Annotated in this window: 17 protein-coding genes and 2 pseudogenes; 13 read left to right on the plus strand and 6 right to left on the minus strand. The window is 73.7% G+C overall.

What is annotated here, in order from left to right; translation table 11 throughout:
• Positions 1 to 139 precede the first annotated feature (139 nt).
• The 3 genes from ACIA8O_RS34560 (at position 140) to ACIA8O_RS34570 (ending at position 5,987) form a co-directional block, all read left to right on the plus strand.
• Positions 140 to 391: a DUF3459 domain-containing protein gene (locus ACIA8O_RS34560; RefSeq protein WP_396297984.1), complete on the plus strand. Its 252-nt coding sequence runs from the start codon at positions 140 to 142 to the stop codon at positions 389 to 391.
• Between the two features lie 175 nt (positions 392 to 566).
• Positions 567 to 4,856 (plus strand): discoidin domain-containing protein, encoded by a 4,290-nt coding sequence (locus ACIA8O_RS34565; RefSeq protein ID WP_396297985.1) that lies wholly within the window; start codon positions 567 to 569, stop codon positions 4,854 to 4,856.
• A 117-nt stretch (positions 4,857 to 4,973) separates the two neighbouring features.
• Positions 4,974 to 5,987 carry a LacI family DNA-binding transcriptional regulator gene (locus tag ACIA8O_RS34570; RefSeq protein WP_396297986.1) on the plus strand — a complete coding sequence of 338 codons (1,014 nt, stop codon included), beginning with the start codon at positions 4,974 to 4,976 and terminating at the stop codon, positions 5,985 to 5,987.
• Positions 5,988 to 6,061: 74 nt separating this feature from the next.
• On the opposite strand, the pseudogene ACIA8O_RS34575 reads toward ACIA8O_RS34570, so the two are convergent.
• Positions 6,062 to 6,421 (minus strand): annotated as a pseudogene (locus ACIA8O_RS34575) (discoidin domain-containing protein); the annotation flags it as partial.
• Between the two features lie 75 nt (positions 6,422 to 6,496).
• Positions 6,497 to 8,866: pseudogene (locus tag ACIA8O_RS34580) on the minus strand (discoidin domain-containing protein); the annotation flags it as partial.
• Positions 8,867 to 9,060: 194 nt separating this feature from the next.
• On the opposite strand from ACIA8O_RS34580, the gene ACIA8O_RS34585 reads away from it, so the two are divergent.
• The 4 genes from ACIA8O_RS34585 to ACIA8O_RS34600 all read left to right on the plus strand — a co-directional run bounded on the left by ACIA8O_RS34585 (position 9,061) and on the right by ACIA8O_RS34600 (position 12,344).
• Complete coding sequence (locus tag ACIA8O_RS34585; RefSeq protein ID WP_396297987.1) at positions 9,061 to 9,795, plus strand: MerR family transcriptional regulator; 735 nt, start codon at positions 9,061 to 9,063, stop codon at positions 9,793 to 9,795.
• The gene (locus tag ACIA8O_RS34590; RefSeq protein ID WP_396297988.1) at positions 9,795 to 10,535 is read left to right on the plus strand and encodes a hypothetical protein; all 741 of its coding nucleotides are present in this window, start codon (positions 9,795 to 9,797) and stop codon (positions 10,533 to 10,535) included. The genes ACIA8O_RS34585 and ACIA8O_RS34590 overlap by 1 nt, the downstream gene beginning before the upstream one ends.
• A gap of 141 nt (positions 10,536 to 10,676) precedes the next feature.
• Positions 10,677 to 11,246, plus strand: coding sequence for a hypothetical protein (locus ACIA8O_RS34595; RefSeq protein ID WP_396297989.1), 570 nt, complete (start codon positions 10,677 to 10,679; stop codon positions 11,244 to 11,246).
• A 75-nt stretch (positions 11,247 to 11,321) separates the two neighbouring features.
• On the plus strand, positions 11,322 to 12,344 hold the full coding sequence (locus tag ACIA8O_RS34600) for a YdcF family protein (RefSeq protein ID WP_396297990.1): 1,023 nt from the start codon (positions 11,322 to 11,324) through the stop codon (positions 12,342 to 12,344).
• Between the two features lie 31 nt (positions 12,345 to 12,375).
• On the opposite strand, the gene ACIA8O_RS34605 is transcribed toward ACIA8O_RS34600, so the two are convergent.
• Positions 12,376 to 12,522, minus strand: a complete 147-nt coding sequence (locus tag ACIA8O_RS34605; RefSeq protein ID WP_396297991.1) for a DUF6126 family protein — start codon at positions 12,520 to 12,522, stop codon at positions 12,376 to 12,378.
• A gap of 47 nt (positions 12,523 to 12,569) precedes the next feature.
• Entirely contained in the window at positions 12,570 to 13,097 is a 528-nt protein-coding gene (locus tag ACIA8O_RS34610; RefSeq protein ID WP_396297992.1) for a hypothetical protein, read from the minus strand.
• 140 nt (positions 13,098 to 13,237) lie between these two features.
• Here ACIA8O_RS34610 and ACIA8O_RS34615 point away from each other — a divergent pair, with 140 nt between their 5' ends.
• Together ACIA8O_RS34615 and ACIA8O_RS34620 are read left to right on the plus strand one after the other, a co-directional pair.
• Positions 13,238 to 13,426, plus strand: a complete 189-nt coding sequence (locus ACIA8O_RS34615) for a hypothetical protein (protein WP_396297993.1) — start codon at positions 13,238 to 13,240, stop codon at positions 13,424 to 13,426.
• An 81-nt stretch (positions 13,427 to 13,507) separates the two neighbouring features.
• Positions 13,508 to 14,059, plus strand: coding sequence for a methylated-DNA--[protein]-cysteine S-methyltransferase (locus ACIA8O_RS34620; protein ID WP_396297994.1), 552 nt, complete (start codon positions 13,508 to 13,510; stop codon positions 14,057 to 14,059).
• Positions 14,060 to 14,111: 52 nt separating this feature from the next.
• Here the strand turns inward: ACIA8O_RS34620 and ACIA8O_RS34625 are convergent, their stop codons facing one another.
• Entirely contained in the window at positions 14,112 to 15,230 is a 1,119-nt protein-coding gene (locus ACIA8O_RS34625; RefSeq protein ID WP_396297995.1) for an ATP-grasp domain-containing protein, read from the minus strand.
• A 471-nt stretch (positions 15,231 to 15,701) separates the two neighbouring features.
• Here ACIA8O_RS34625 and ACIA8O_RS34630 point away from each other — a divergent pair, with 471 nt between their 5' ends.
• From ACIA8O_RS34630 to ACIA8O_RS34645, 4 genes are all read left to right on the plus strand, one after another.
• Positions 15,702 to 17,120, plus strand: coding sequence for a family 2B encapsulin nanocompartment shell protein (locus ACIA8O_RS34630; RefSeq protein ID WP_396297996.1), 1,419 nt, complete (start codon positions 15,702 to 15,704; stop codon positions 17,118 to 17,120).
• 89 nt (positions 17,121 to 17,209) lie between these two features.
• Positions 17,210 to 18,322, plus strand: a complete 1,113-nt coding sequence (locus ACIA8O_RS34635; RefSeq protein ID WP_396297997.1) for a family 2 encapsulin nanocompartment cargo protein polyprenyl transferase — start codon at positions 17,210 to 17,212, stop codon at positions 18,320 to 18,322.
• A gap of 322 nt (positions 18,323 to 18,644) precedes the next feature.
• Complete coding sequence (locus ACIA8O_RS34640; RefSeq protein ID WP_396297998.1) at positions 18,645 to 19,493, plus strand: DUF1254 domain-containing protein; 849 nt, start codon at positions 18,645 to 18,647, stop codon at positions 19,491 to 19,493.
• 31 nt (positions 19,494 to 19,524) lie between these two features.
• Complete coding sequence (locus ACIA8O_RS34645) at positions 19,525 to 20,190, plus strand: GAP family protein (RefSeq protein WP_396297999.1); 666 nt, start codon at positions 19,525 to 19,527, stop codon at positions 20,188 to 20,190.
• 69 nt (positions 20,191 to 20,259) lie between these two features.
• On the opposite strand, the gene ACIA8O_RS34650 is transcribed toward ACIA8O_RS34645, so the two are convergent.
• The gene (locus ACIA8O_RS34650; RefSeq protein ID WP_396298000.1) at positions 20,260 to 21,987 is read right to left on the minus strand and encodes a hypothetical protein; all 1,728 of its coding nucleotides are present in this window, start codon (positions 21,985 to 21,987) and stop codon (positions 20,260 to 20,262) included.
• Positions 21,988 to 22,067: the final 80 nt, after the last annotated feature.

The following is a 22,067-nucleotide window of genomic DNA, read 5'->3' on the forward strand; positions in this document are numbered from 1 at the left end:
GGTGGTGGGCCGCCGGGGCGTCGGCCGCGGGGGGCCCCACGCCGCTGTGGGGGGGCGGGGGGGGGGGGGTGGGGGCGGCGGGGGGGGGGGCGCCGGCCCCCCCCCCCGGGGGCCCCCCCCCCCCCCCGACCCTGAGTCGATGCTGACCCTCTACCGCACCGCCCTGAAGCTGCGCCGCACCGAAGCCGCCCTGCACGGCGACAAGTTCGAATGGCTCTCCTCGGCCGGCGAGGTGCTCGCCTTCCGCCGGGGCGACCTGCTCTGCGTGGTCAACTTCGGGGCCGAGCCGGTGCTGCTCCCCGAGCACCGCGCCCTGCTGCTGGCCAGCGGCCCGCTCAGCGGCCCGGCCCTGCTCCCCACCGACACCGCGGTCTGGCTGCGCGTCGCCTGACCCGCTGACGGAGCGGCCTCCCTCCGCCCGGCCCGCCATCGGGCCGGGTGCCGCTCCGCTCGCCGCCCCTCCTCCCCGGAGGCCCGGATGGCCGCTTCGGCCCGGTCGCCACCGCACGCGCACGGTTCCCCCAACTCCTCACCCCCACCCCGTCGTCAGAGACAAGAGGACCCCCGTGAGAACCAGAGCACCCATTCCCCGGCTGGTGGCCACCGCGGCCACGCTCAGCCTGCTGGCCCTGGCCGGCCCGCTGCTGCCGACCGGGACCGCCGTAGCCGCCGGCGGTCCCAACCTGGCCGCCGGGAAGGCGGTCTCCGCCTCCAGCACCACCGGCGGGCAGGCCGTCGCCAACATCAACGACGGCAACCAGTCCACCTACTGGGAGAGCGCCAACGGCGCGCTGCCGCAGTGGGTGCAGGTCGACCTCGGCAGCTCCGCCTCGATCGACGAGGTGGTGCTCAAGCTCCCGGCGAGCTGGGAGAGCCGGACCGAGACGCTGGCCGTGCAGGGCAGCGCCGACGGCACCTCCTTCACCACCCTGGCCACCTCGGCCGCGTACTCCTTCGAGCCGGGCGCGGGCAACACCGTCCGGATCACCTTCCCGGCCGCCACCACCCGGTACGTCCGGCTGGCGGTCTCGGCCAACACCGGCTGGCCGGCCGCCCAGATCTCCGAGCTGGAGGTGCACGGCTCCTCGACCACCAGCCCCAACCTGGCGCTCGGCCGGGCCTTCAGCAGCAGCGGCGTCAGCCAGACCTACGTGGCGGCCAACGCGGGTGACGGCAACCAGGCCAGCTACTGGGAGAGCAGCAACAACGCCCTCCCGCAGTGGGTGCAGGTCGACCTCGGCTCGGCCGTCGCGGTCAACCGGGCGGTGCTCAAGCTCCCGGCCGGCTGGGAGCGCCGCACCCAGACGCTGTCGATCCAGGGCAGCACCAACGGCACCACCTTCACCGACCTCTCCGCCTCCGCCGGACGGGTCTTCGACCCGGCCACCGGCAATGCGGTCACGGTGGACCTCGGCACCACCACCGTCCGGTACCTGCGGGTGCACGTCACCGCCAACACCGCGTGGCCGGCCGCCCAGCTCTCCGAGCTGGAGGTCTACGGGCCGAACACCGGCGACACCCAGGCGCCGTCCGCGCCCGGCACCCTGTCGTACACCCAACCCGCCTCCGGTCAGGTGAAGTTGAGCTGGGGCGCGGCGAGCGACAACGTCGGCGTGACCGGCTACGACGTGTACGCCAACGGCGAGCTGCTCACCAGCGTGGCGGGCACCGTGCTGAGCTACACCGACAGCCGCCCCGACGCGGAGACGGTCTCGTACAGCGTCAAGGCCAAGGACGCGGCGGGCAACCAGTCACCCGCGAGCAACACGGTGACCCGCACCGGCCAGGGCGGCGACACCCAGGCGCCGTCCGCGCCCGGCACCCTGTCCTACACCCAACCCGCCTCCGGTCAGGTGAAGTTGGCGTGGGGTGCGGCCAGTGACAACGTGGGAGTGACGGGCTACGACGTGTACGCCAACGGCACGCTGCGGGCGAGCGTCGCGGGCACCGTGCTGACCTACACCGACAGCCGGGCCGACTCCGAGACGGTCTCGTACCACGTGAAGGCCAAGGACGCGGCGGGCAACCAGTCGGCCGCGAGCAACACGGTGCTGCGCAGCGGCACCACCGGCGGCACCAACCTGGCCGCGGGCAAGCCGATCTCGGCCTCCTCGGTGATCCACACCTTCGTCGCGGCCAACGCCAACGACAACGACGTGACCACCTACTGGGAGGCCAACGGCCAGCCCGGCACCCTGGCGGTCCAGCTCGGTTCCAACGCCTCGGTCAGCGCCGTGGTGGTCAAGCTCAACCCGGCGGCGGCCTGGTCCTCCCGGACCCAGACCATCGAGGTGCTCGGCCGGGACCAGTCGGCGAGCGGCTTCAGCTCGCTGGTGGCGGCGAAGAGCTACACCTTCGACCAGCCCTCGGGGAACACGGTGACCATCCCGGTCTCCGCCACCGCCGCCGACGTGCAGCTGCGGTTCACCGCCAACTCCGGCTCCGGGGGCGGCCAGGTGGCCGAGTTCCAGGTGATCGGCACCCCTGCGCCCAACCCGGACCTGACCGTCACCGCCACCTCGGCCAGCCCGGCCAACCCGGTGGAGACCGACGCCGTCACGCTCTCCGCCACCGTGCAGAACGTGGGCAACCTGGCCGCCCCGGCCAGCTCGGTCAACCTCTACCTCGGCTCCACCAAGGTCGGCACCGCCCAGGTCGGCGCGCTGGCCGCCGGGGCCTCCACCACCGTCCAGGTCAACGCCGGGGTGCAGAACGCCGGCAGCTACCAGCTCTCCGCCAAGGTCGACGAGGCCAATGCGGTGATCGAGCGGGACGAGACCAACAACGGCTTCACCGCCGCCGCCCCGCTGGTGGTCAGCCAGGTGGCCAGCTCCGACCTGCTCGCCTCCCCGGTCAGCTGGTCGCCGTCCAACCCGGCGGCCGGAAACGCCGTCAACTTCTCGGTGGCGGTGAAGAACCAGGGCACCGTGGCCTCGGCCGGCGGCTCCCACGCCATCACCCTGACCGTGGCCGACGCGAGCGGGGCGGTGGTGAAGACCCTGACCGGCTCGTACACCGGCGCGATCGCGGCCGGGGCCACCACCGCCCCGGTGAGCCTGGGCAGCTGGACGGCGGGCAACGGCAAGTACACCGTGAAGACGGTGATCGCCGACGACGCCAACGAGCTCCCGGTGAAGCGGGCCAACAACACCGACACCCAGAGCCTCTACGTCGGCCGCGGCGCCAACATGCCGTACGACACCTACGAGGCCGAGGACGGCGTGCTGGCCGGCGGGGCCGCCCTGGTCGGGCCCAACCGCACCGTCGGCGACCTGGCCGGAGAGGCCAGCGGCCGCCGCGCGGTGACGCTCAACTCCACCGGTGCGTCGGTGGAGTTCACCACCAAGGCGCCGACCAACACCCTGGTCACCCGGTTCTCCATCCCGGACGCGGCCGGCGGCGACGGCATCAACTCCACGCTCAGCGTCTACGTCAACGGGTCCTTCCTGAAGACCATCGACCTGACCTCCAAGTACGCCTGGCTGTACGGCAGCGAGACCGCCCCGGGCAACTCGCCGGGCGCGGGCGGCCCGCGGCACATCTACGACGAGGCCAACGTCCTGCTCGGCACCACCGTCCCGGCGGGCAGCAGGATCAGGCTCCAGAAGGACGCGGGCAACACCTCGCAGTACGCGATCGACTTCGTCAGCCTGGAGCAGGCCACCGCGGTCGCCAACCCGGACCCGGCGAAGTACGCCGTCCCGGCCGGCTTCACCCACCAGGACGTGCAGAACGCCCTGGACAAGGTCCGGATGGACACCACCGGCACGCTGGTCGGCGTCTACCTGCCGGCCGGTGACTACCAGACCGCGAGCAAGTTCCAGGTCTACGGCAAGGCCGTGAAGGTGGTCGGCGCGGGCCCGTGGTTCACCCGCTTCCGGGCCCCGGACACCCAGTCCAACACCGACGTCGGCTTCCGGGCCGAGGCCACCGCCAACGGCTCCTCGTTCACCGGCTTCGCCTACTTCGGCAACTACACCTCGCGGATCGACGGCCCCGGCAAGGTCTTCGACTTCGCCAACGTGGCCAACATGGTGATCGACAACATCTGGGTCGAGCACATGGTCTGCCTCTACTGGGGCGCCAACACCGACAACATGGTCATCAAGAACTCCCGGATCCGCGACACCTTCGCGGACGGCATCAACATGACCAACGGCTCCACCGACAACCTGATCACCAACATCGAGGCCCGGGCCACCGGTGACGACTCCTTCGCGCTGTTCTCCGCGATCGACGCGGGCGGCGCGGACGAGAAGAACAACGTCTTCGAGAACCTGACCTCGATCCTCACCTGGCGGGCGGCCGGCGTCGCGGTCTACGGCGGCTACGCCAACACCTTCCGCAACATCCACATCGCCGACACCCTGGTCTACTCGGGCATCACCATCAGCTCGCTGGACTTCGGGTACCCGATGAACGGCTTCGGCACCGACCCGACCAACCTGCAGAACATCTCGATCGTCCGGTCCGGCGGCCACTTCTGGGGCTCGCAGACCTTCCCCGGCATCTGGGTCTTCTCCGCCTCGAAGGTGTTCCAGGGCATCCGGGTGAGCGACGTGGACATCGTCGACCCGACGTACCACGGCATCATGTTCCAGACCAACTACTCGGGCGGCCAGCCCCAGTTCCCGGTCAAGGACACGGTGTTCAGCAACATCTCGATCACCGGGGCGAAGAAGAGCGGTGACGCCTACGACGCCAAGTCCGGCTTCGGGATCTGGGCCAACGAGTCGGCCGAGCCCGGCCAGGGCCCGGCGGTCGGGTCGGTGGTCTTCAACAACCTGCGGATGAGCGGCAACGCGCAGGACATCAGGAACACCACCTCCACCTTCACCATCACCGTGAACCCGTAGTCCCCTCCAGGTCCCATCCCTCCGAGAGCTGCTGCTGCCCCGGGCGCCCCTGACGCGCCCGGGGCAGCAGCGCAAGAAAGCGCAAACGGCTTGCGAAGGACGACGTACACTCCCACCATGACGCGACGACTTGCCCAGGTGGCGCAGAAGGTCGGGGTCAGCGAGGCCACCGTCAGCCGGGTGCTGAACGAGAAGCCCGGGGTCTCGGACGCGACCCGGGCGGCCGTGCTGACCGCGCTCGACGTGCTCGGCTACGAGCGTCCCACCCAACTGCGCGGCGAGCGCGCCCGGTTGGTCGGCCTGGTGATGCCGGAGCTGCAGAACCCGATCTTCCCGGCCTTCGCCGAGGCGGTCGGCGGTGCACTGGCCGGCCAGGGCTTCACCCCTGTGCTCTGCACCCAGACCGCGGGCGGCGTCTCCGAGGCCGACTACGTGGACCTGCTGCTCGCCCAGCAGGTCTCCGGCGTGGTCTTCTTCGGCGGCCTCTACGCCCAGGGCGACGCCCCGCACGACCACTACGACCGGCTCGCCGAGCGCAGCCTGCCCACCGTGCTGCTGAACGCCGCCATCGACGGCCTGGACTTCGCCCGGGTCTCCTGCGACGACGCGGTGGCCGTGGAGCAGTCCATCGGCCACCTCAAGCAGCTCGGCCACCGCAAGCTCGGCCTGGTGCTCGGCCCGGCCGACCACGTGCCGTCCCGGCGCAAGCTGGACGCCGCCCGGGCCGCCGCCGCCAAGGCGGGCCTGGAGCTGCCGGACAGCCAGGTCGAGCGGGCGCTGTTCACCCTGGAGGGCGGCCAGGCGGCCACCACCCGGCTGCTCAAGCAGGGCGTCACCGGCGTGATCTGCGCCTCCGACCCGCTGGCCCTGGGCGCCGTCCGGGCGGCCCGCCGGGCCGGGCTCTCGGTGCCGGACGACCTCTCGGTCATCGGCTACGACGACTCCTCCTTCATGACCTGCACCGACCCGCCGCTGACCACCGTGCGCCAGCCCATCGAGGCGATGGGCCGGGCTGCGGTCGACCTGCTGGTCGGCGAGATCGGCGGCGCGAAGATCACCCACGACGAGCTGCTCTTCGAGCCCGAGCTGGTGGTCCGCGGCTCCACCGCTCCGCCGCGCGAGCGTTCCTGAGCATGCAGTCCTGAGCACACGACAGAGCCCCCTACGGTCCGCCGACCGTAGGGGGCTCTGTCGTGGTGCGGTGGCTAGAGGACGGTGAGCTCGGAGAGCTGGGCGGCCGGCCAGGCGGTGTTGGCGGTGAAGGTCAGCCGCAGGTGGCGGGCGGTGGTGGAGGGGAAGGTGATCGTCCCGGTCGGGGCGATCGCCACGCTCTGGGCGGCGGCCAGCTGGGTCCAGTTCACGCCGTCGGCGGAGCCGTGCACGGCGACCGTCTCGTTCCGGGCGCCCCAGGTGGAGGGCAGGGCGAGACGCAGGCCGGTGACGGCGGTGGTGGCGCAGCGGTCGAGGGTGAAGGTCTGGGGGAAGGCGTTGTTGGCGCTCTCCCAGTAGGTGGACTGGTTGCCGTCGACCGCGTTGGCGGCGGTGTAGGTCTGGGTGGTGCTGCTCGCGGTGGCGCTCGGGGTGCAGGCGGGCGGCGTGGTCGGCGGGGTGGTGGTCGGCGTGGTGGTCGGGGTCGAGCCGGTGAGGACGGTGAGCTCGGAGAGCTGGGCGGCCGGCCAGGCGGTGTTGGCGGTGAAGGTCAGGCGGAGGAACCGGACGGTGGCGGAGGGGAAGGTGATCTCACCCTGAGGGGCGATCACCACGCCCCGGGGGGAGGCGAGTTCGGTCCAGGTGCTGCCGTCGGTGGAGCCGTGCACGGCCACCGTCTCGGTGCGGGACTCCCAGCCGGAGGGCAGGGCGAGCCGGACCCCGGTGACGGCCGAGGCGGTGCAGCGGTCGAGGGTGAGGGTCTGGGGGAAGGCGTTGTTGGCGCTCTCCCAGTAGGTGGACTGGTTGCCGTCGACCGCGTTGCCGGCGCCGTAGTTCTGGTTGGTGCTGGAGGCCGTCGCACCCGGGGTGCAGGCCGGCGGGGTGGTGGGGGAGGGCGACGGGGTCGGCGTCGGGGTGGGGGTCGGCGTGGGCGTGGGGGTGGGCGTCGGGGTGGTCCCGTTGGACGGGCGGCCGCCGTAGGTGAACTGGGGGTTGGGCCAGGTGCCGGTGCAGGTCGAGCCGGTGAGGCCGGAGTTGCCGCCGCCGTCGGTGATCTGGAAGCCGGTGCCGACGCAGTTGTGGACGGGGGTGGCGGCCTGCGCGATGTTGCGTGCCGTCACGTTGGTGAACCGCATCGAGGAGTTGGCCTGCGCCTGGACGGCGTAGGTGCCGGCCCCGTCGATGGTGACGTTGGTGAAACTGATGCCGCTGGAGGCGCCCTCGATGGTCTGGATCGCCTCGTAGGAGCTGTCCAGGATGTCGGTGTCCGAGATGGCGATGGTGGCGCCGGAGATCGGCTCGTTGAGGCCGCTGAACCAGACCGCGCCGACGCCGAAGTTCCAGTTGTAGTCGCTGTTCCCGGTCCGGATCAGGGTGTTCCGGGCGGCGGTGACGGTGCCCGCCACGGCGGTGCCGTTGCCGGAGGTGACGCCGGGGTACCGGTTGGCGATGTGCAGGCCGCCGCCGTTGGAGATGGTGTCGGCCATCACGTTGTCCGAGATGGTGAAGTCCTTGCCGCCGTACGTGACGATGTTGTTGGCCAGGATCGGCAGCACCACGGTGTTGTGGGTGAAGCTGTCGCCGACGTTGGGCACCCGCTCCGGCCAGGAGGCCAGGCCGTCGTCGCCGGTGTTGCGGACGAAGGTGTTGGTGACGGTCGAATTGGTCACGCCGGTGTGGAAGTTGACCCCGTCGGCGGTCTGGTCGAGGATCCGGCTGTTCTTGAGGGTGAAGCGGTCCATCGGACCGTCCATCCAGGCGCCGACCTTGGTGTGCTGGAGCCACAGGTTGTCGACGGTGGAGTTGCTCATCGCCCCGCCGAGCGCGTTCACCTGGTCGTCGTCGATCCGCTCGCGGACGTCGCCGATGATGGCGAAGTCCTTGAGGGTGACGTTGCGGCTCGGGCCGTTGGCCTCGTGCGGGCGGACCGCGCCGCCGTAGCCGCCGCCCGGGACGTACTTGCCGTAGATGCCGGCCGCGCGGTTGCGGTTGACCGGGTCCCGCCCGCCGAGCACGGAGTACCAGGGGCCCGCCCCGGCCAGCGTGACGCCGTCCACCACCACGTGGTCGTAGAGGGTGAAGGTGCCGGTCGGGATCCAGACCGTCTTGCCCTGCGCCTGGCCCGCGTTGACGGCGGCCTGGAACTTGGCGGTGGAGTCGGTGGCCCCGCTCGGGTCGGCGCCGAAGTCGGCCACCACGTCGAGCGCGCCCGCAGGCTTGGCCTTGGCCGGACCGACCTGCTCGAAGTCGGCCAGGTCGATGGTGAAGCTGGGGGACTGCGCGGTGGAGGAGACCTGGAGCCGGACCTTGGCGCCGGCCGGCAGCAGCGAGCCGAACATGGTCCGGGTCTCGTCGTAGAAGTGGTGCGGGTTGGTGTCGCCGGGGTTGTTGTTGAACGGGTAACCCCCGTAGTACCAGCCGTACTTGGAGGTGACCGGGAGGTCCTTGAGCTTGCTGCCGTTGACCAGCAGGTCGATCGAGGCGTCCCGCCCCTTGCCGTCGGCGGAGTCCGGCAGGGAGTACCGGAAGCTCATCGCGTCGGCGGGTGCGGTGAGGGTGAACTCCACGTACTGACCGGGGGAGTTGAGGGTCACGGCCTGGCGGCCGGAGGCCTCCGAGGGGAGCGTGCCGTAGCGCCGCTCCGGGCCGATCACGGTGCCGTTGGTGGCCGCGAACTCGGCCTCCTGCTCCTTGAACGGGACGGTCGCGCCCCGGCCGGGCACGTCGAGCGGGGAGAGGGTGGGGACGGCGGCCGCGTGCGCGGGGGCCGTGGTGACGGCGAGCAGGGCGCCGGTGGAGAGGGCGGCCGCCGTGAGGACGGCGACCGGCCCGCGCAGGCGGCGGGCGGTGGGTGGCTGCATGTGGTGGGCCTCGCTGGGTCGTGGGTGGGGGACGACGGCCGAGCGAGGGAGAGACTAGGGGCGACGCTGCATGAAGTCCATGGAAACGTGCAAAATATCGACAGGTAGTGCGCAAGTGTGTCGGCTGTGACGCCCCGGACGGTGCCGGAGCGGCGGATTGACCTTGACGTAGCGGCAAGGTGTGTCATGGAGCCATGCGAATCGGCGAACTGGCCGCCCTGGTCGGGGTCTCCACCCGGACGGTGCGGCACTACCACCACCAGGGCCTGCTGCCCGAGCCCGAGCGGCGGGCCAACGGCTACCGCGAGTACGGCCTGCGGGACGCCGTCGAGCTGGCCCGGGTACGGCGGCTGGCCGAGCTGGGCCTCTCCCTGGACGAGATCCGGGACGTGCTGGCCGACGACCGGGGCCGCGAACTGCGCGAGGTGCTGGCCGAGTTGGACCGCGACCTGGCCCGCCAGCAGCAGGCCATCGCCGACCGCAGGGCCCGGCTGGCCGCCCTGCTGGCCCAGCAGGAGCTGCACCCGGACAGTGCCGTCGACCCGGAGCTCGCCGAGGTGCTGGCCGCGCTCCCGGTCGAGGGGTCGTCCTTCGCCGCCCTGGACCGCGACGTGTTCGCCCTGGTCCACACGGCCGGCGGGCCCGAGCAGCGGGCCGAACTCCTGGACATGATCCGCCCGTTGGCCGGGAACGCCGACCTGCTCCCGCTCTACCGGCGCCTCGACGCACTGGCCGGGGCGGAGCCGGACGACCCGGAGGTCGACCGGCTGGCCGAGGAGCTGGTGGCGCACCTGCCACCGGTGATGGCCGAGCGGATGGCCGGCCGCATCCCCGGCGAGGAGCTGCCGGCCGCGCTGGCTGAGGAGCTGGCGCCCGCCCAACTGGCCGTGATCCACCGGCTGTTCGCACTCCTGGGGGGAGGGGACTGATGCCTGACGCCGAGACGGAGACCACGGTGGAGACCTCGACGGAGACGGAGCCTGCGGTGGAGAGCGAGAGGCAGGGGGAGACAGCGATGGGGGCGGGTTCAGAGCCGGGTGGTCGGTCCGGTGCGCTGCGGGTGCTCCGCCGACTGGTCCTGTTCGACCTCCGGGGGATGCAGAGCCTCTGGCTGCTGGCCCGGCGCCGCCGCCACGGCGTCCCGCCGGGCGCCACCGCCGTACCCTACGAGCGCGAGGAACGCGGGATGCTGCTGGCCTTCCTCTTCGTGGTGCTGGTCGAGGGGGTCGCCACCGAACTGCTGCTGCGCGGGGTCGGTGCCCCGGAGTGGCTGCGCGGGCTGCTCCTGCTGCTGGACGTCTACGGGGTGATCGCCGTGCTGGCGATCGGCGCCGCCCGGGCCACCCGGCCGCACGTGGTCTCCGACACCGAGCTGCGGATCCGCTCCGGCGCCTTCTTCGACCTGCGGATACCGCTCGGGCTGATCACCTCCGTGCGCACCGAGCGGAACTTCAACGAGGAGAAGGCCGTCGCCCTGGCCGACGGCCGCTGCGCGGTCTCGGCCGGCTCACAGACCAACGTCGTGGTCGAGCTCGCGGCCCCGGTGACCGTCACCCGCCCGCTCGGCCGCCGGGCCGAGGCGCAGCGGGTGCACTTCTTCGCCGACGACCCGGCCGCGGCTGCCGCCGCCCTCCGCAACCACCTCGGCCCGGTGGCCCCGGTCGGCTGACGGACCGTCCGCTCGGGGGCGGTCTTCTCCAGGGGTCGGGCCGCCGTAGCCGGGGCATGTGTACCCCGTGCCCGCCGACGCGGCGGAGCCGCACGGAGTCACGGCCGGCTCCGGCGCGGGGCCGCCTTCTAAGCTGGGCGGATGCGCCTCACCACCGACTGGCTCCTCGACTGGCGGCGCCGCACCGCCGACGACCTCACCGCGATCGACGCCCTGTTCGAGGAGGTCCACGGCTACTCGCCGTACGAGGCGTGCGAGGTGTGCGACGAGGACGCCGACTGCGGGTGCCCGCCGCCCGGGGGCCGGGTGGTCCCGGCCGACGAGCGGAGCCGGGCCCTGGCGGAGCGCCACGCCGCGGCGCCCGGCTACCCGGCCGAGCTGGCGCTGTTCCACCGGGTGGTGGCCGAGGCCTGGCTGATGAACGTCGACCACGGCTACCACCTCGCCGCCGCCGGCCGGCCGGACTGCTGCTGCCCCGGCCCGGGCCACGAGGAGCTGGCGGCGGGCGTCACCGGCTTCCCGCTCGGCAGCGACGGCGGCGGGCTGATCTTCGCGGTGGGCACGGACGGCCGGGTGTACCGGTCCGCCGGCGCGTCGTGGGAGTCCGACTTCGAGCCGGTCCAGCCGGACCTCCGCTCCTTCCTGGAGTGGCTGGCCGACGCCGTCGCCGACTTCCGGGAGCGGACCGAGGCCTTCGCCGCCGCCGGGTGACCCGGCCGCCGCCCCCGTGACGGACGGTCAGAAGCGTCTGCCGGGGCGCCCGGACCGCCGCCTACGATGGGCGGCATGTACGCCTTCCTCCCGGCCTTGATCCTCTTCCTGGCCTTCTGCGCCAGCGTCTGGCAGGACCGGAGGCGGTTCCGCAACGCGGTGCTGCTCGGGCTGACCCTGACCAGCCTGGCCGCCGCCCTGCTCGCCCAGGCCCGGCACCTGCCGGACACGCCCGCGATGATCGTCTACGCGGCGGTGCTGCTGGTGCCCGCGCTGGGCGTGCTGGTGCTCGGGGCCGCCCTGATCCTCAACGGTGTCACCGTGATCAGGAAGGAGGGCGCCCGCCCGGCCACCCTGCTCTCGCTGCTGCTCGGGCTGGCCATCTACGGGATGGTGGTCCTGGTCCTGCTCGCCGGGCGGCCGAACGCCTCCTCCGGCTACCTGGCCTTCGTGGTCGCGGCGCTGCTGCTCTCGGCCTACCTCTCCTTCCTCTGCCTCTGCTTCCTCGGCTACGCCTGGCTCTACGGACGGATCCCGGCCCGCGGCGGAGTGGACTTCGTGGTGGTGCTCGGGGCCGGTCTGATCGACGGCGAGCGGGTGCCGCCGCTGCTGGCCGCCCGGCTGCGCCGCGGCCTGGCCGTCCACGACCGCCAGGTGGCGAAGGGCCGCCCGGCCCCGGTGCTGCTCGCCTCCGGCGGGAAGGGCACCGACGAGAAGCTCCCGGAGTCCACCGCGATGGCCCGTTGGCTGGTCGAGAACGGCGCCCCGCCGGAGCGGGTGTGGGAGGAGGACCGGTCGCGGACCACGGAGGAGAACCTGGTCTTCAGCCAGAAGATCATGAGCGACGCGGTGCCCGGCTACCGCTGCGTCGTGGTGACCAACAACTTCCACGCCTACCGGGCCGCGATGCTGGCCCGCCGGGCCGGGGTCAACGGCCAGGTGCGCGGGGCCCCGACCGCCGGCTACTACCTGCCGAGCGCCAGCATCCGCGAGTTCGTCGCGGTGTTCTGGGAGCACAAGGTGGTCAACCTGACGATCTGTGCGCTGCTGGCCGGCATGGCGCTCGGCGCCTTCCTGCTCGACGCGCTCTACCGGTAGCGCCGCGACCGCCGACGGCTCGGTCGACGGCTCAGTGCCGGTTGCCCAGGGCGAAGAGCAGGATCACGAACCCGGCGAACAGGTGGGTCCCGGCGATGTAGAAGCTGGCCCGCAGCCACATCTGCTTGCGGCGGCTCTTCTCGTCCTGGACGGCGGCGCTGCGCACGGCCTCGCTCATCGCTGGGTGCTCCCCTCCGGTCGCGGCCGGCGGGCTGCCGACAGGGCTCAGATACCGAGTGTACGGGCGCGCAGTTCGGCCCTTCCGAGCACGCGGTGGACGTCCGCGAGCCTCGTACCAGGAGAGTCGTTGAACTCGTCGGGCGAGCTGACGCAGTGTCCGTCGGAGTGCAGCACCTCCATCACCTGGGCCCGGCCGCGCCGCGCCTCGGCCGCCGTGCCGAAGCCGTGCGCGAGCACCGCCGCCTGCGCGCCGAGCAGGCAGACCCGGCCCCGGGCGTCCCACATGGTGCCCTGCACCCAGCCCGCGGAGGTCAGGTAACGGGAGGTCAGGGCGAGGTGGTCGGCCACGCTCAGGGGGGCCGGCCGCGGCGGCCGGCGGAGCAGGCGGTCGAGCAGGGTGGGGGCGGGCAGCGGGAAGCCCGCGTGCCAGGGGCGCAGCACGCTGCCGAGCGGGCAGATGCGGGGGACGGCGAGACGGGCGGGGGCCGGGAGGGACTCCAGGTAGGCCTCGATCTCGGCGATCAGGGCGGAGCTGTCGGCGGTGAGCATCGGTGGTGGGGTGAGGACCGGCATGCGGCTGCTCCTTATGTACCGATTTGGTGGCCTTTCTCTTGATACCCGAGCCGGTCCGGGGAGGCCGCCGCCGACGCGCGGGAAGAGCACGGGGACGCGGCGTACGGTGGGAGGCGGGGGTCGGAACTGAGGAGGACACGATGCCCGGTTCGGTCACCATCGGACACACCGATGCACTGGTGATGCTCAGTCACGACGACGCCGCGCGCCTGGCGCGCACCCTGCGGGCGCTCTCCGAGGGCGGGCCGGCGCCGGCGGCGAAGGACGAGGAGGAGGACCAGGCCCAGTGGTCCCGCCGACTGGCCGACTACCTGGACCAGCACCTCTGACGAAGCCGTGCACCTCCGGCGGAGCTGGGCACCTCCGGCGAAGCCGGGACGCGGCGTGAGCCGGGCGGGTAGCGTGCGGGCATGTCGATCTCGTGGGTGACCGTTCCGACGCCGCTGCCGAGCGGGCCCGTCCGGCTGGCCGTCACCGACCGGGGCGTGGCCGCGGTCTCGTACCACGGTGACGTGGTGGCGGGGCTGCCCGCCGGGCTGCCGGAGTGCGAGGACCGGGAGCGGGTGGCGCTGGTGCGCTCCCGGGTCGACGAGTACTTCGCGGGGAACCGGCGGGACCTGGAGCTGCCGCTCGACTGGCGCTTCGCCACCGGCCCGCACCGGGTGGTGCTGGAGACCCTCAAGCGCGAGGTCCCGTTCGGGAGGACCGTCACCTACGGCGAACTCGCCACCCGCAGCGGGGCCTTCGACGAGCTGGACGAGGGCGACTGGGCCGCCGCCCGGACCGTCGGCAAGATGATGGGGGCCAACCCGCTCTGCCTGCTGGTGCCCTGCCACCGGGTGGTGGCCTCGGACGGGATCGGCGGCTTCGGCGGCGGTCAGGTCGGCATCGAGGTGAAGCGCTGGCTGCTCACCCTGGAGGGTGTCCTCCCGCCGACCCTGGACTGGACTGGACCGACCTGACCTGACCTGACCTGACCTGACCCGGCCTGACCCGCCGTCGGGCCGGGGAGGCTCAGGCCATCGCGGCGAGCCGTGCCACCGGGGCGGCGGCTGCGGGTGCGGGTGCGGGGATGGCCACGGGTACGGGAACGGCCTCAGGCGCGGGGACGGCCTCGGGTGCGGGCAGCACCGGCTGGATCGAGGAGACCAGCGCGTAGTCGGTGCCCAGCAGGTCCTCGACCAGCGGCAGCACCGGGCTGGCGCCGAGGGCGAGCTGGACGGCGGCCAGCGGCAGGTTGAGGCCGCAGAGGCGGAGCTGGTGCAGGCCGCCGGAGGGCCGGGTGTTGATGTCCAGCAGGACCGGCGTGCCCCGGAAGTGGCGGAACTGCACGTTGGAGAGGTACGACAGGCCGAAGGTCTCCACCAGCTGCCGGGCCGGCTCCAGGTAGGCCGGGTCGGTGGTGAAGCCCCGGCGGCGGCCGGTCTTGGTGCGGCCGACGGCGGCCAGCAGGCGGCCGTCCTGGTCGGCCAGGCAGTCCACCGAGATCTCGGGGCCCGCCAGGTAGGGCATCACCAGCAGGTCGACCGAGCCGGGCGCGGCGGTCAGCGCGGCGGCGAGCTGGTCCAGCTGGACGCTCCCGCTCGGCCAGCCGTTCAACTGCCGCAGGCTGAACGGCTCCCGGGTGATCGTACGGAAGCCCTCGCCGCCCGCGCCGCTGGCCGGCTTGAGGCAGGGCTGCTCACCCATCTCCTCCAACTCGGCCACGGCGGCCAGGAGTTCACCGGCGGTGCGGACCCGGTACCAGGGCGGCACCGGCAGGCCGGCGGCGGCCATCGCCACGTAGCCGTCCACCTTGTCGGCGAAGGTGGCTATGCCCTCGGCGGGCGGGCAGACCAGGGCGGTGCCGATCGCGGCGAACTCCGCGCGGTGCCGGGCCACCACCTCCTGGTGCAGCCGCGGCAGGAAGACGTCGATCCGGTGCCGGCCGCAGAAGTCCAGCGCGAACTCCAGGTACGCCTCCGGGGTCAGGCCGTCCGGCTCCGGCAGGCCGTGGTCGGCGGCGGCCAGCACCGGGGAGTCGGTGTCCACGTGGGTGGCGAAGACCTCGACCGGGGCGGCCCGGAGCAGGTCGATGAAGAAGACGTTCTCGGCGTAGGTGCGGTTCAGCCAGACGCGGACGGGGGCGCTCACGGAGGTCTCCCGGGGAGAGGGCACGGCAAGGCAGGAGGCAAGGCAGGAGGGCAGGGCGAAGGGCAGGGCAGGAGGGCACGGCAAAGGGAGAGGGCGTCCGCGGAAGAGTGGCCAGAACGGCCTTGGTCGCGCCCTTGTGGTGGCACCTTAGCGCCCCGTTCGAACCGGGTGAACGGGGGGTGGCAGCCGATCCGTGACGCGCGTGGACCCGGGGGCGGACGGAGGGTCAAAAGCCCTGCCAGGGGCGGTTCCTGAGGTGGGGCGCGGAAGGTTACCGGGAGGTGAAATCTTCCGGGAACGGAGCGTACGGGGGCGCCCGGAGCACAGAGGTGGCGCCGAAGGGGCTCGAACGCCTGAACTGTCATCAGTTCGGGTGAGTTGATCCGCCGGACTGGACCGTGGGCGTCCGATTCCGCAGCACCATGGAGCGCAACCACGTCCACGTTCGCCGTGCCCGCGGAGGGGTCACAGATGACCACCGAGATCCAGCAGGGAATCCCCGCCCCGCGCGGGGCGGAACAGTCGCGTTCCAGCCTCGGCACCGAGGCGGCGCGCACCCTCTCCAGCACCACCAAGTCCGCCCCCCAGATGCAGGAGATCACCGACCGCTGGCTGCTCAGGGCGCTGCCCTGGGTGGAGGTGCAGGCCGGGACGTACCGGGTGAACCGCCGGCTGACGTACCTGGCCGGCCGCGGCCGGGTCGCCTTCGAGCAGACCGGTGCCGCGGTCCGCCCGGTGCCGCCCTCGCTGCGCGAACTGCCGGTGCTGCGCGGCTTCCCGGAGGACGGGCCGCTGGCCGAGCTGGCCGACCGCTGCGTGCAGCGGCAGGTCGCGCCGGGCGAGGTGCTGGCGGAGGCCGGCCACCCCGTGGCCGAGGTGCTGCTGGTCGTGCACGGCAAGCTCGGGCGGACCGGCACCGGCAAGTACGGCGAGACCACCGCGCTCGGCGGCGCCGCCGACGGCGACCCGGTGGGCGACGAGGCGCTGGCCCAGGACGAGCCGCACTGGCCGTACACCGTGACCGCCACCACGGCGGGCACCGTGCTGGCACTCCCGCTGGACGCCTTCCGGCAGCTGGCCGAGCGCTCGGCCGGGCTGCGCGAGCAGCTGCGCGCCCACCGCGAGGCCGCCGCCCGCCCCGTCAACAAGCGCGGCGAGGCCGCGATCGAGCTGGCCGCCGGGCATACCGGCGAGCCGGTCATCCCCACCACCTTCGTGGACTACGAACTCCGGCCCCGCGAGTACGAGTTGAGCGTGGCCCAGACGGTGCTGCGGGTGCACACCCGGGTCGCCGACCTCTACAACCAGCCGATGAACCAGACCGAGCACCAGCTCCGGCTGACCATCGAGGCGCTCCGCGAGCGTCAGGAGCACGAGCTGGTCAACAACCCGGAGTTCGGCCTGCTGGCCAACGTGGCGCACGAGCAGCGGATCTCCACCCGCTCCGGCCCGCCCACCCCCGACGACCTGGACGAGCTGCTCAGCCGCCGCCGGGGCACCAAGTTCTACCTGGCCCACCCGAGGGCCATCGCCGCGATCGGCCGCGAGGCCAACCGGCGCGGCCTGTACCCGCCGGCCAGGGAGAAGGACGGCAGGCAGCTGACCACCTGGCGCGGGGTGCCGATCCTGCCCTGCAACAAGATCCCGATCAGCCCCGGCCAGACCACCTCGATCCTGGCCATGCGGGTCGGCGAGAAGCAGCAGGGCGTGATCGGCCTGCGGCAGACCGGCATCCCCGACGAGGTCGAGCCCGGGCTGAACGCGCGCTTCATGGGGATCGACGAGAAGGCGATCGTCTCCTACCTGGTCAGCACCTACTACTCCGCGGCCGTGCTGGTGCCGGACGCGGTCGGCGTTCTGGAGAACGTCGACGTGGCCCACCGCGGCTAGCGGGCCCGGGGTTGGCGGTTCGGTTCGTTCGAGGCAGTCGAGGCAGTCGAGGCAGTCGAGGCAGTCGAGGAACAGAGGGGGAGGGCACGATGGGGATCTTCGCGCTGGAGCGGAGCGGGACGGGCGCGGGGACCGGGACAGCCGGTACCGGAGCCGCCGAGGCCACCGGGACCGGCGGCCAGGAGGGCCAGGAGGCGGCCGAGCTGCTGGCCCGCTCCCGGGCGGTGGTGGACCCGGCGCTGCGGGCCGCGATCGACTCCATGCCGGAGTCCATGCGGCTGGTGGCCGGCTACCACTTCGGCTGGTGGGAGGCGGACGGCACGCCCTCCGACACCGGCTCGGGCAAGGCGATCCGCCCGGCCCTGGTGCTGGCCGCCCTCCAGGCGGTCGGTGGCGCCGACCCGGCCGTCGCCGTCCGGGCCGCCGCGGCGGTGGAGCTGGTGCACAACTTCACCCTGCTGCACGACGACGTGATCGACCGCGACCTGACCAGGCGTCACCGGGCCACCGCCTGGCGTGCCTTCGGCACCACCGAGGCGATCCTGGCCGGGGACGCGATGCACTCACTGGCCCTGCGGGTGCTCGCCGAGGACGGCCACCCCGCCGCCCCGCAGGCGGTACGCCGACTGGCCGACTGCGTGGTGGAGCTGTGCGCGGGCCAGCAGGCCGACTGCGCCTTCGAGCAGCGCACCGACGTGACACTGGCCGAATGCCTGGAGATGGCCGAGGCGAAGACCGGGGCGCTGCTCGGCTGCGCCGGAGCGGTCGGCGCGCTGTACGGCGGGGGCGGGGAGCAGGCGGCCGAGGCACTGGACGCCTTCGGCCGGGAGATCGGGCTGGCCTTCCAGCTGATCGACGACCTGATCGGCATCTGGGGCGATCCGGCCGTCACCGGCAAGCCGGTCGGTGCCGACCTGGCGGCCCGGAAGAAGTCGCTCCCGGTGGTCTTCGCCCTCGGCTCGGGCACCGAGGCGGGCACCCGGCTGGCCGAACTCTACGCACTGGAAAGCCCGTTGACGGAGGAGGAGCTGGCCGAGGCCGCCGACGCCGTGGACCGGGCCGGCGGCCGCGCCTGGGCCCAGGGCGAGTCCTGCGAACGGATGGCCGCCGCCATCGGCCACCTGGCCGACGCGGTGCCCGACCCGTCGGCCGCCGACGACCTGCTGGCGCTGGCCGAACTGGTCACCCGACGGTCCTTCTGACCCGTGCAGTGAGGGCACATCGGGCCGCCCTCGGGCCGCCCTCGGACCGCCCTCGGACCGCCCGGAGGGCGGTCAGGGGCGCGGGGAACTGCGCGAATCGGAAGACACAGACCCGTGTGCCGGGTACGGAGACTCACGTGCAAGTGGCTGTCCGTACCCGGCACACGGGTTTCGTCCTTCCGCCGCGCGCAGTTCCCCGCGCCCCTGGGATCACCACTTTCGTCGCGTGCCCCCCCGGGGTGGCCACCTTCCTGCGCCGCGTGCCCTGCGTGCCGGGGGCGGGCCGGTCGCATAGCATCCGGACCGTACGGTTCGTGACGGTATGTCCGGAAACGGGGAGCGCGGCGGCATGGGCAATCCGGCACTGGTGGACCCCGGGACGGTCCGACGGACGGCGGCGGAGGCCTGGAGCTGGGGGCACCCCCTGCTGGAGGGCTACCGGCTGCTCTACCCGGAGGTGCTGGACGAGGCCGACCCGGGCTACGTCGGCGGCTTCGGCCGGTTCGGCCGCCACCGGGCGGAGGGCGGCGGGTACGCCCGGGCCTGGCTCGACCTGCGGACCGAGCCCTGGGTCCTGGAGCTCCCGGCGGCCGGCCCCGGTGTCTCGGCCACCGTGCAGGAGCTGGACTCCTCGCTGATCGGCACCCTCACCTGCGGCGCCCGCCCCGTGCGCTACCTGATCGCCGGGGCCCGGCACGACGCGGCGCCGTACGACGCGGCCGAGTACGACGGTGCCGGGTCCGACGGGGTGCCCTACGGGGACGAGCCGTACGAGGGGGTGCTGCGCGCCGACGGGCGACTGGTCCGGGTGACCGTCCGGGCCGAGGAGCCCTGCGAGGGTGGTGTGCTCCTGCTGCCGCTCAGCGCCCACCACGGCGAGCCGCCGGCCGCCGCGCCGGAGCCGGTCTGGCCGGTCTGGCGGGACGAGCTGCTGACCGGCCCGGACTACTTCGTGCTGCTGGACTTCCTGCTCGGCTTCCTGCCCCTCCCCGCCGACCCGGCGGCCCGCCCGGCCGAACGCGACCTGCGCCGGCGGTTGGCCGAACTCGGCATCGGGGCTGGGGACTTCGAGCCGGCCGTGCTGCCGGTCGAGCTGCGCGAGGAGATGCTCGCCGGGATCCGCGAGGGCCGCCCGTCCGCCGCCGCGCCGTCCGGCCGGTCCGCGGTCTGACGGGGCGTCGGGCAGCCGGGAGGGAGCACCCGTGGGTGAGGCCGTCGGGTCCGTGCTGGCCTCGGCCGTCGGCATCGCGTTCGGCCCGGTGCCGCTGATCGCCGTGGTGCTGGTGCTCGCCACCCCGCGGGGACGGTCCAACGGCGTGGCGTTCGCGGCCGGTTGGACGCTGACGCTGGCGGCCCTCGCGGCCGCGGCGGTGACGGCCGCGTCCGCCCTGGGGCTCCGTGGCGACCGCGGCGGGTGGGTGCAACTGGCGGCCGGGCTGGCCCTGCTGGGCATGGGCCTCGGACGGTGGCGCAACCGCCCCCGCCAGGGCCACGTGACCCGCCCGCCCCGCTGGCTGCGCGAGGTGGACCTGCTCACCCCGGGCCGGGCGGCCGCCCTGGCCGCCGCCCAGGTGGTGGCCGACCCGAAGAACCCGGTGCTGCTCGCCGGTGCCGCGGTCGCCGTCACCACCACCGGTGTCGGCCCCGGCGCCAGGGCGGTGGCGGTGGCGGTGCTGGCCCTGACCGGCTCGCTCTGCACCCTGCTGCCGCTCGCCGTCCGCCTGTCGGGCGGCGCGGCGAGGACCGCCACCACGCTGGGCGAGTGGAAGGCCTGGACCTCGGCGCACCGGGCGGCGATCACCACCGTGGTGCCGCTGGTCCTCGGCGCCGCGTACGCGGGGGACGCGCTCTCGGTCCTGACGGCCTGACAGTCCGTCGGCCCGGTGGTCCGGAACCCGTCCGGGTGGCGGCCGCCGTGGGCGGGTCACCGCCTCCTGTCAGGCCGGGCCCTGGCCCGTGGTCGGCGACGGGGCGTCCGACGGGGTGGGTGTGGGGTTCGGGTCGGCGGATGGGGAGCCGGACGGCGTCGGGGTCGGTGTGGGGGTCGGGGTGGGCGTCGGAGTCGGCTCGGTGGTGGGGGAGTGGCTCGGTGTCGGGGTCGGGTCCGGGGAGGGCGTGGAGCCGGGGGAGGTGGGCTGGGTCGGGACGCCACGGTCGGACGGGCCGCCTTCCAGGGTGACGACGGCTTGGGAGGGGGGCAGGGCGATCCGGGCCCGCCAGGGGTGCTGCGGGGCGAGGTCCTGGTCGACGGTCACGGTGAGGGTGATCCGCTGGGAGGGCTCCAGGGTGCCGGAGTCCCGGCTGAGTCGCAGCCACGGGGCGTCGCTCTCGGCCCGCCAGTGCAGGACGGTGGAGCCGGAGTTCACCAGGGTGATCACCGTCCGTTCGCCGAACTCCTGTGCCTGGACGGTCAGTTGGCCGCCGCCCTGCTGTGCTGACGGAGCCGCCGGGCCGGTGGCGGGCGGCGTTTCGAGGTGGGGCGTGGCGCGGTCGAGCCGTACCGCGTTGCGGGAGGGCACCGGGACGGCGGGGCCGAGCACCGAGGGGAGCAACGTTTCTGCGCCTGCGGGCACGGCCACGCCCACGGCCCCGTCCGCGGCGCCGGTGACCGCGCCGGCCAGCGTCAGGCCGGGCTCGCCGGCCGGGCCGTGGTCCGAGGCCGGCTGGGGGGCGTGCGGGGCGGAGCTGGGCGCCGGGGTCTCCACCCGGACCGAGGAGACCGAGCTGGCCTGGCCGGAGCCGCCGTCCGCGCCCCGGTGCGCGCCCCAGAGCGCCACCACGGGCGCGGTCAGCACGGCCGCCAGCACGCCGGTGGTGACCACCCGCTGACGGACCGCCGGACCGCGCAGCCGGCGCGGCGCCCGGTGCCGGGGGAAGCCCTGCCGGTCGAAGCGGAGCGTCTCCTCCTCGGGCCCGGCCTGCCGCCGGACCACCAGCCGCTCCCGCAGCACCGCGGGCGCCCGCAGCAGCGGCAGGCCGGGCAGCGCGGCCAGCCCGGAGTCCAGCTCGCCGGAGACCCGCTCGGCGGTGCCCCGGCAGGTCGGGCACTCCACCACGTGCCGCACCAGCTCCCGGCGCAGCGCCGGGCCGAGCACCCACTCCCGCCAGTGCTCCGCCCCGGCCCCGCCCAGCTCGGCCAGCACCGGGCAGCTGCCCACGCCGAGCACCAGCAGGGCCACCCTGGTCCGCCAGACCTCGGCCTCGGCGGCGGCGAGCAGCCCGTCGGCCTCCGGCCCCGGCAGCCCGAGCACGGCGGCCACCTCGGTGGGGGCCAGCCGGTGACGGACCGCCAGCTCCAGGGCCTCGCGCTGCTCCGGGGACGTCCCGGCGCCCTCCGGCCAGGCCAGCGAGGCCAGCTCGCGGCGGTGCTCCCGGCTGACCGGGGCGCCCCCGGCGGGCGGTGCGCCGCCGTCCGGGCCCTCGGCCATCCGGCGCAGGCAGCAGTGCCGGGCCAGCGAGTACAGCCAGGCCCGGCGCAGCCCGGGCTCGCCCAGCCGGGCGTCGTGACGCAGTGCCAGGTCGCGCACCTCGCGGACGGCGGCCACCGCGGCGTCGTGGTCGCAGAGCACCGAGAGGCAGTAGGTGAACAGCCCGTCGGCGTACTGCTCGTAGGCCGCGGCCGTCGACGCGGTGCCGGCGGCCTGGGGCGTGGGGGAAGTCGACACCCTTCCGACACTAGGCACCGGCCCGTGCGCCGGTGCGGAATCGGGCTCCTTGTACTTCTTTCGGGTAACAACACCAGCCG

This window comes from Kitasatospora sp. NPDC051853 (assembly GCF_044452665.1).
Taxonomy (GTDB): Bacteria; Actinomycetota; Actinomycetes; order Streptomycetales; family Streptomycetaceae; genus Kitasatospora.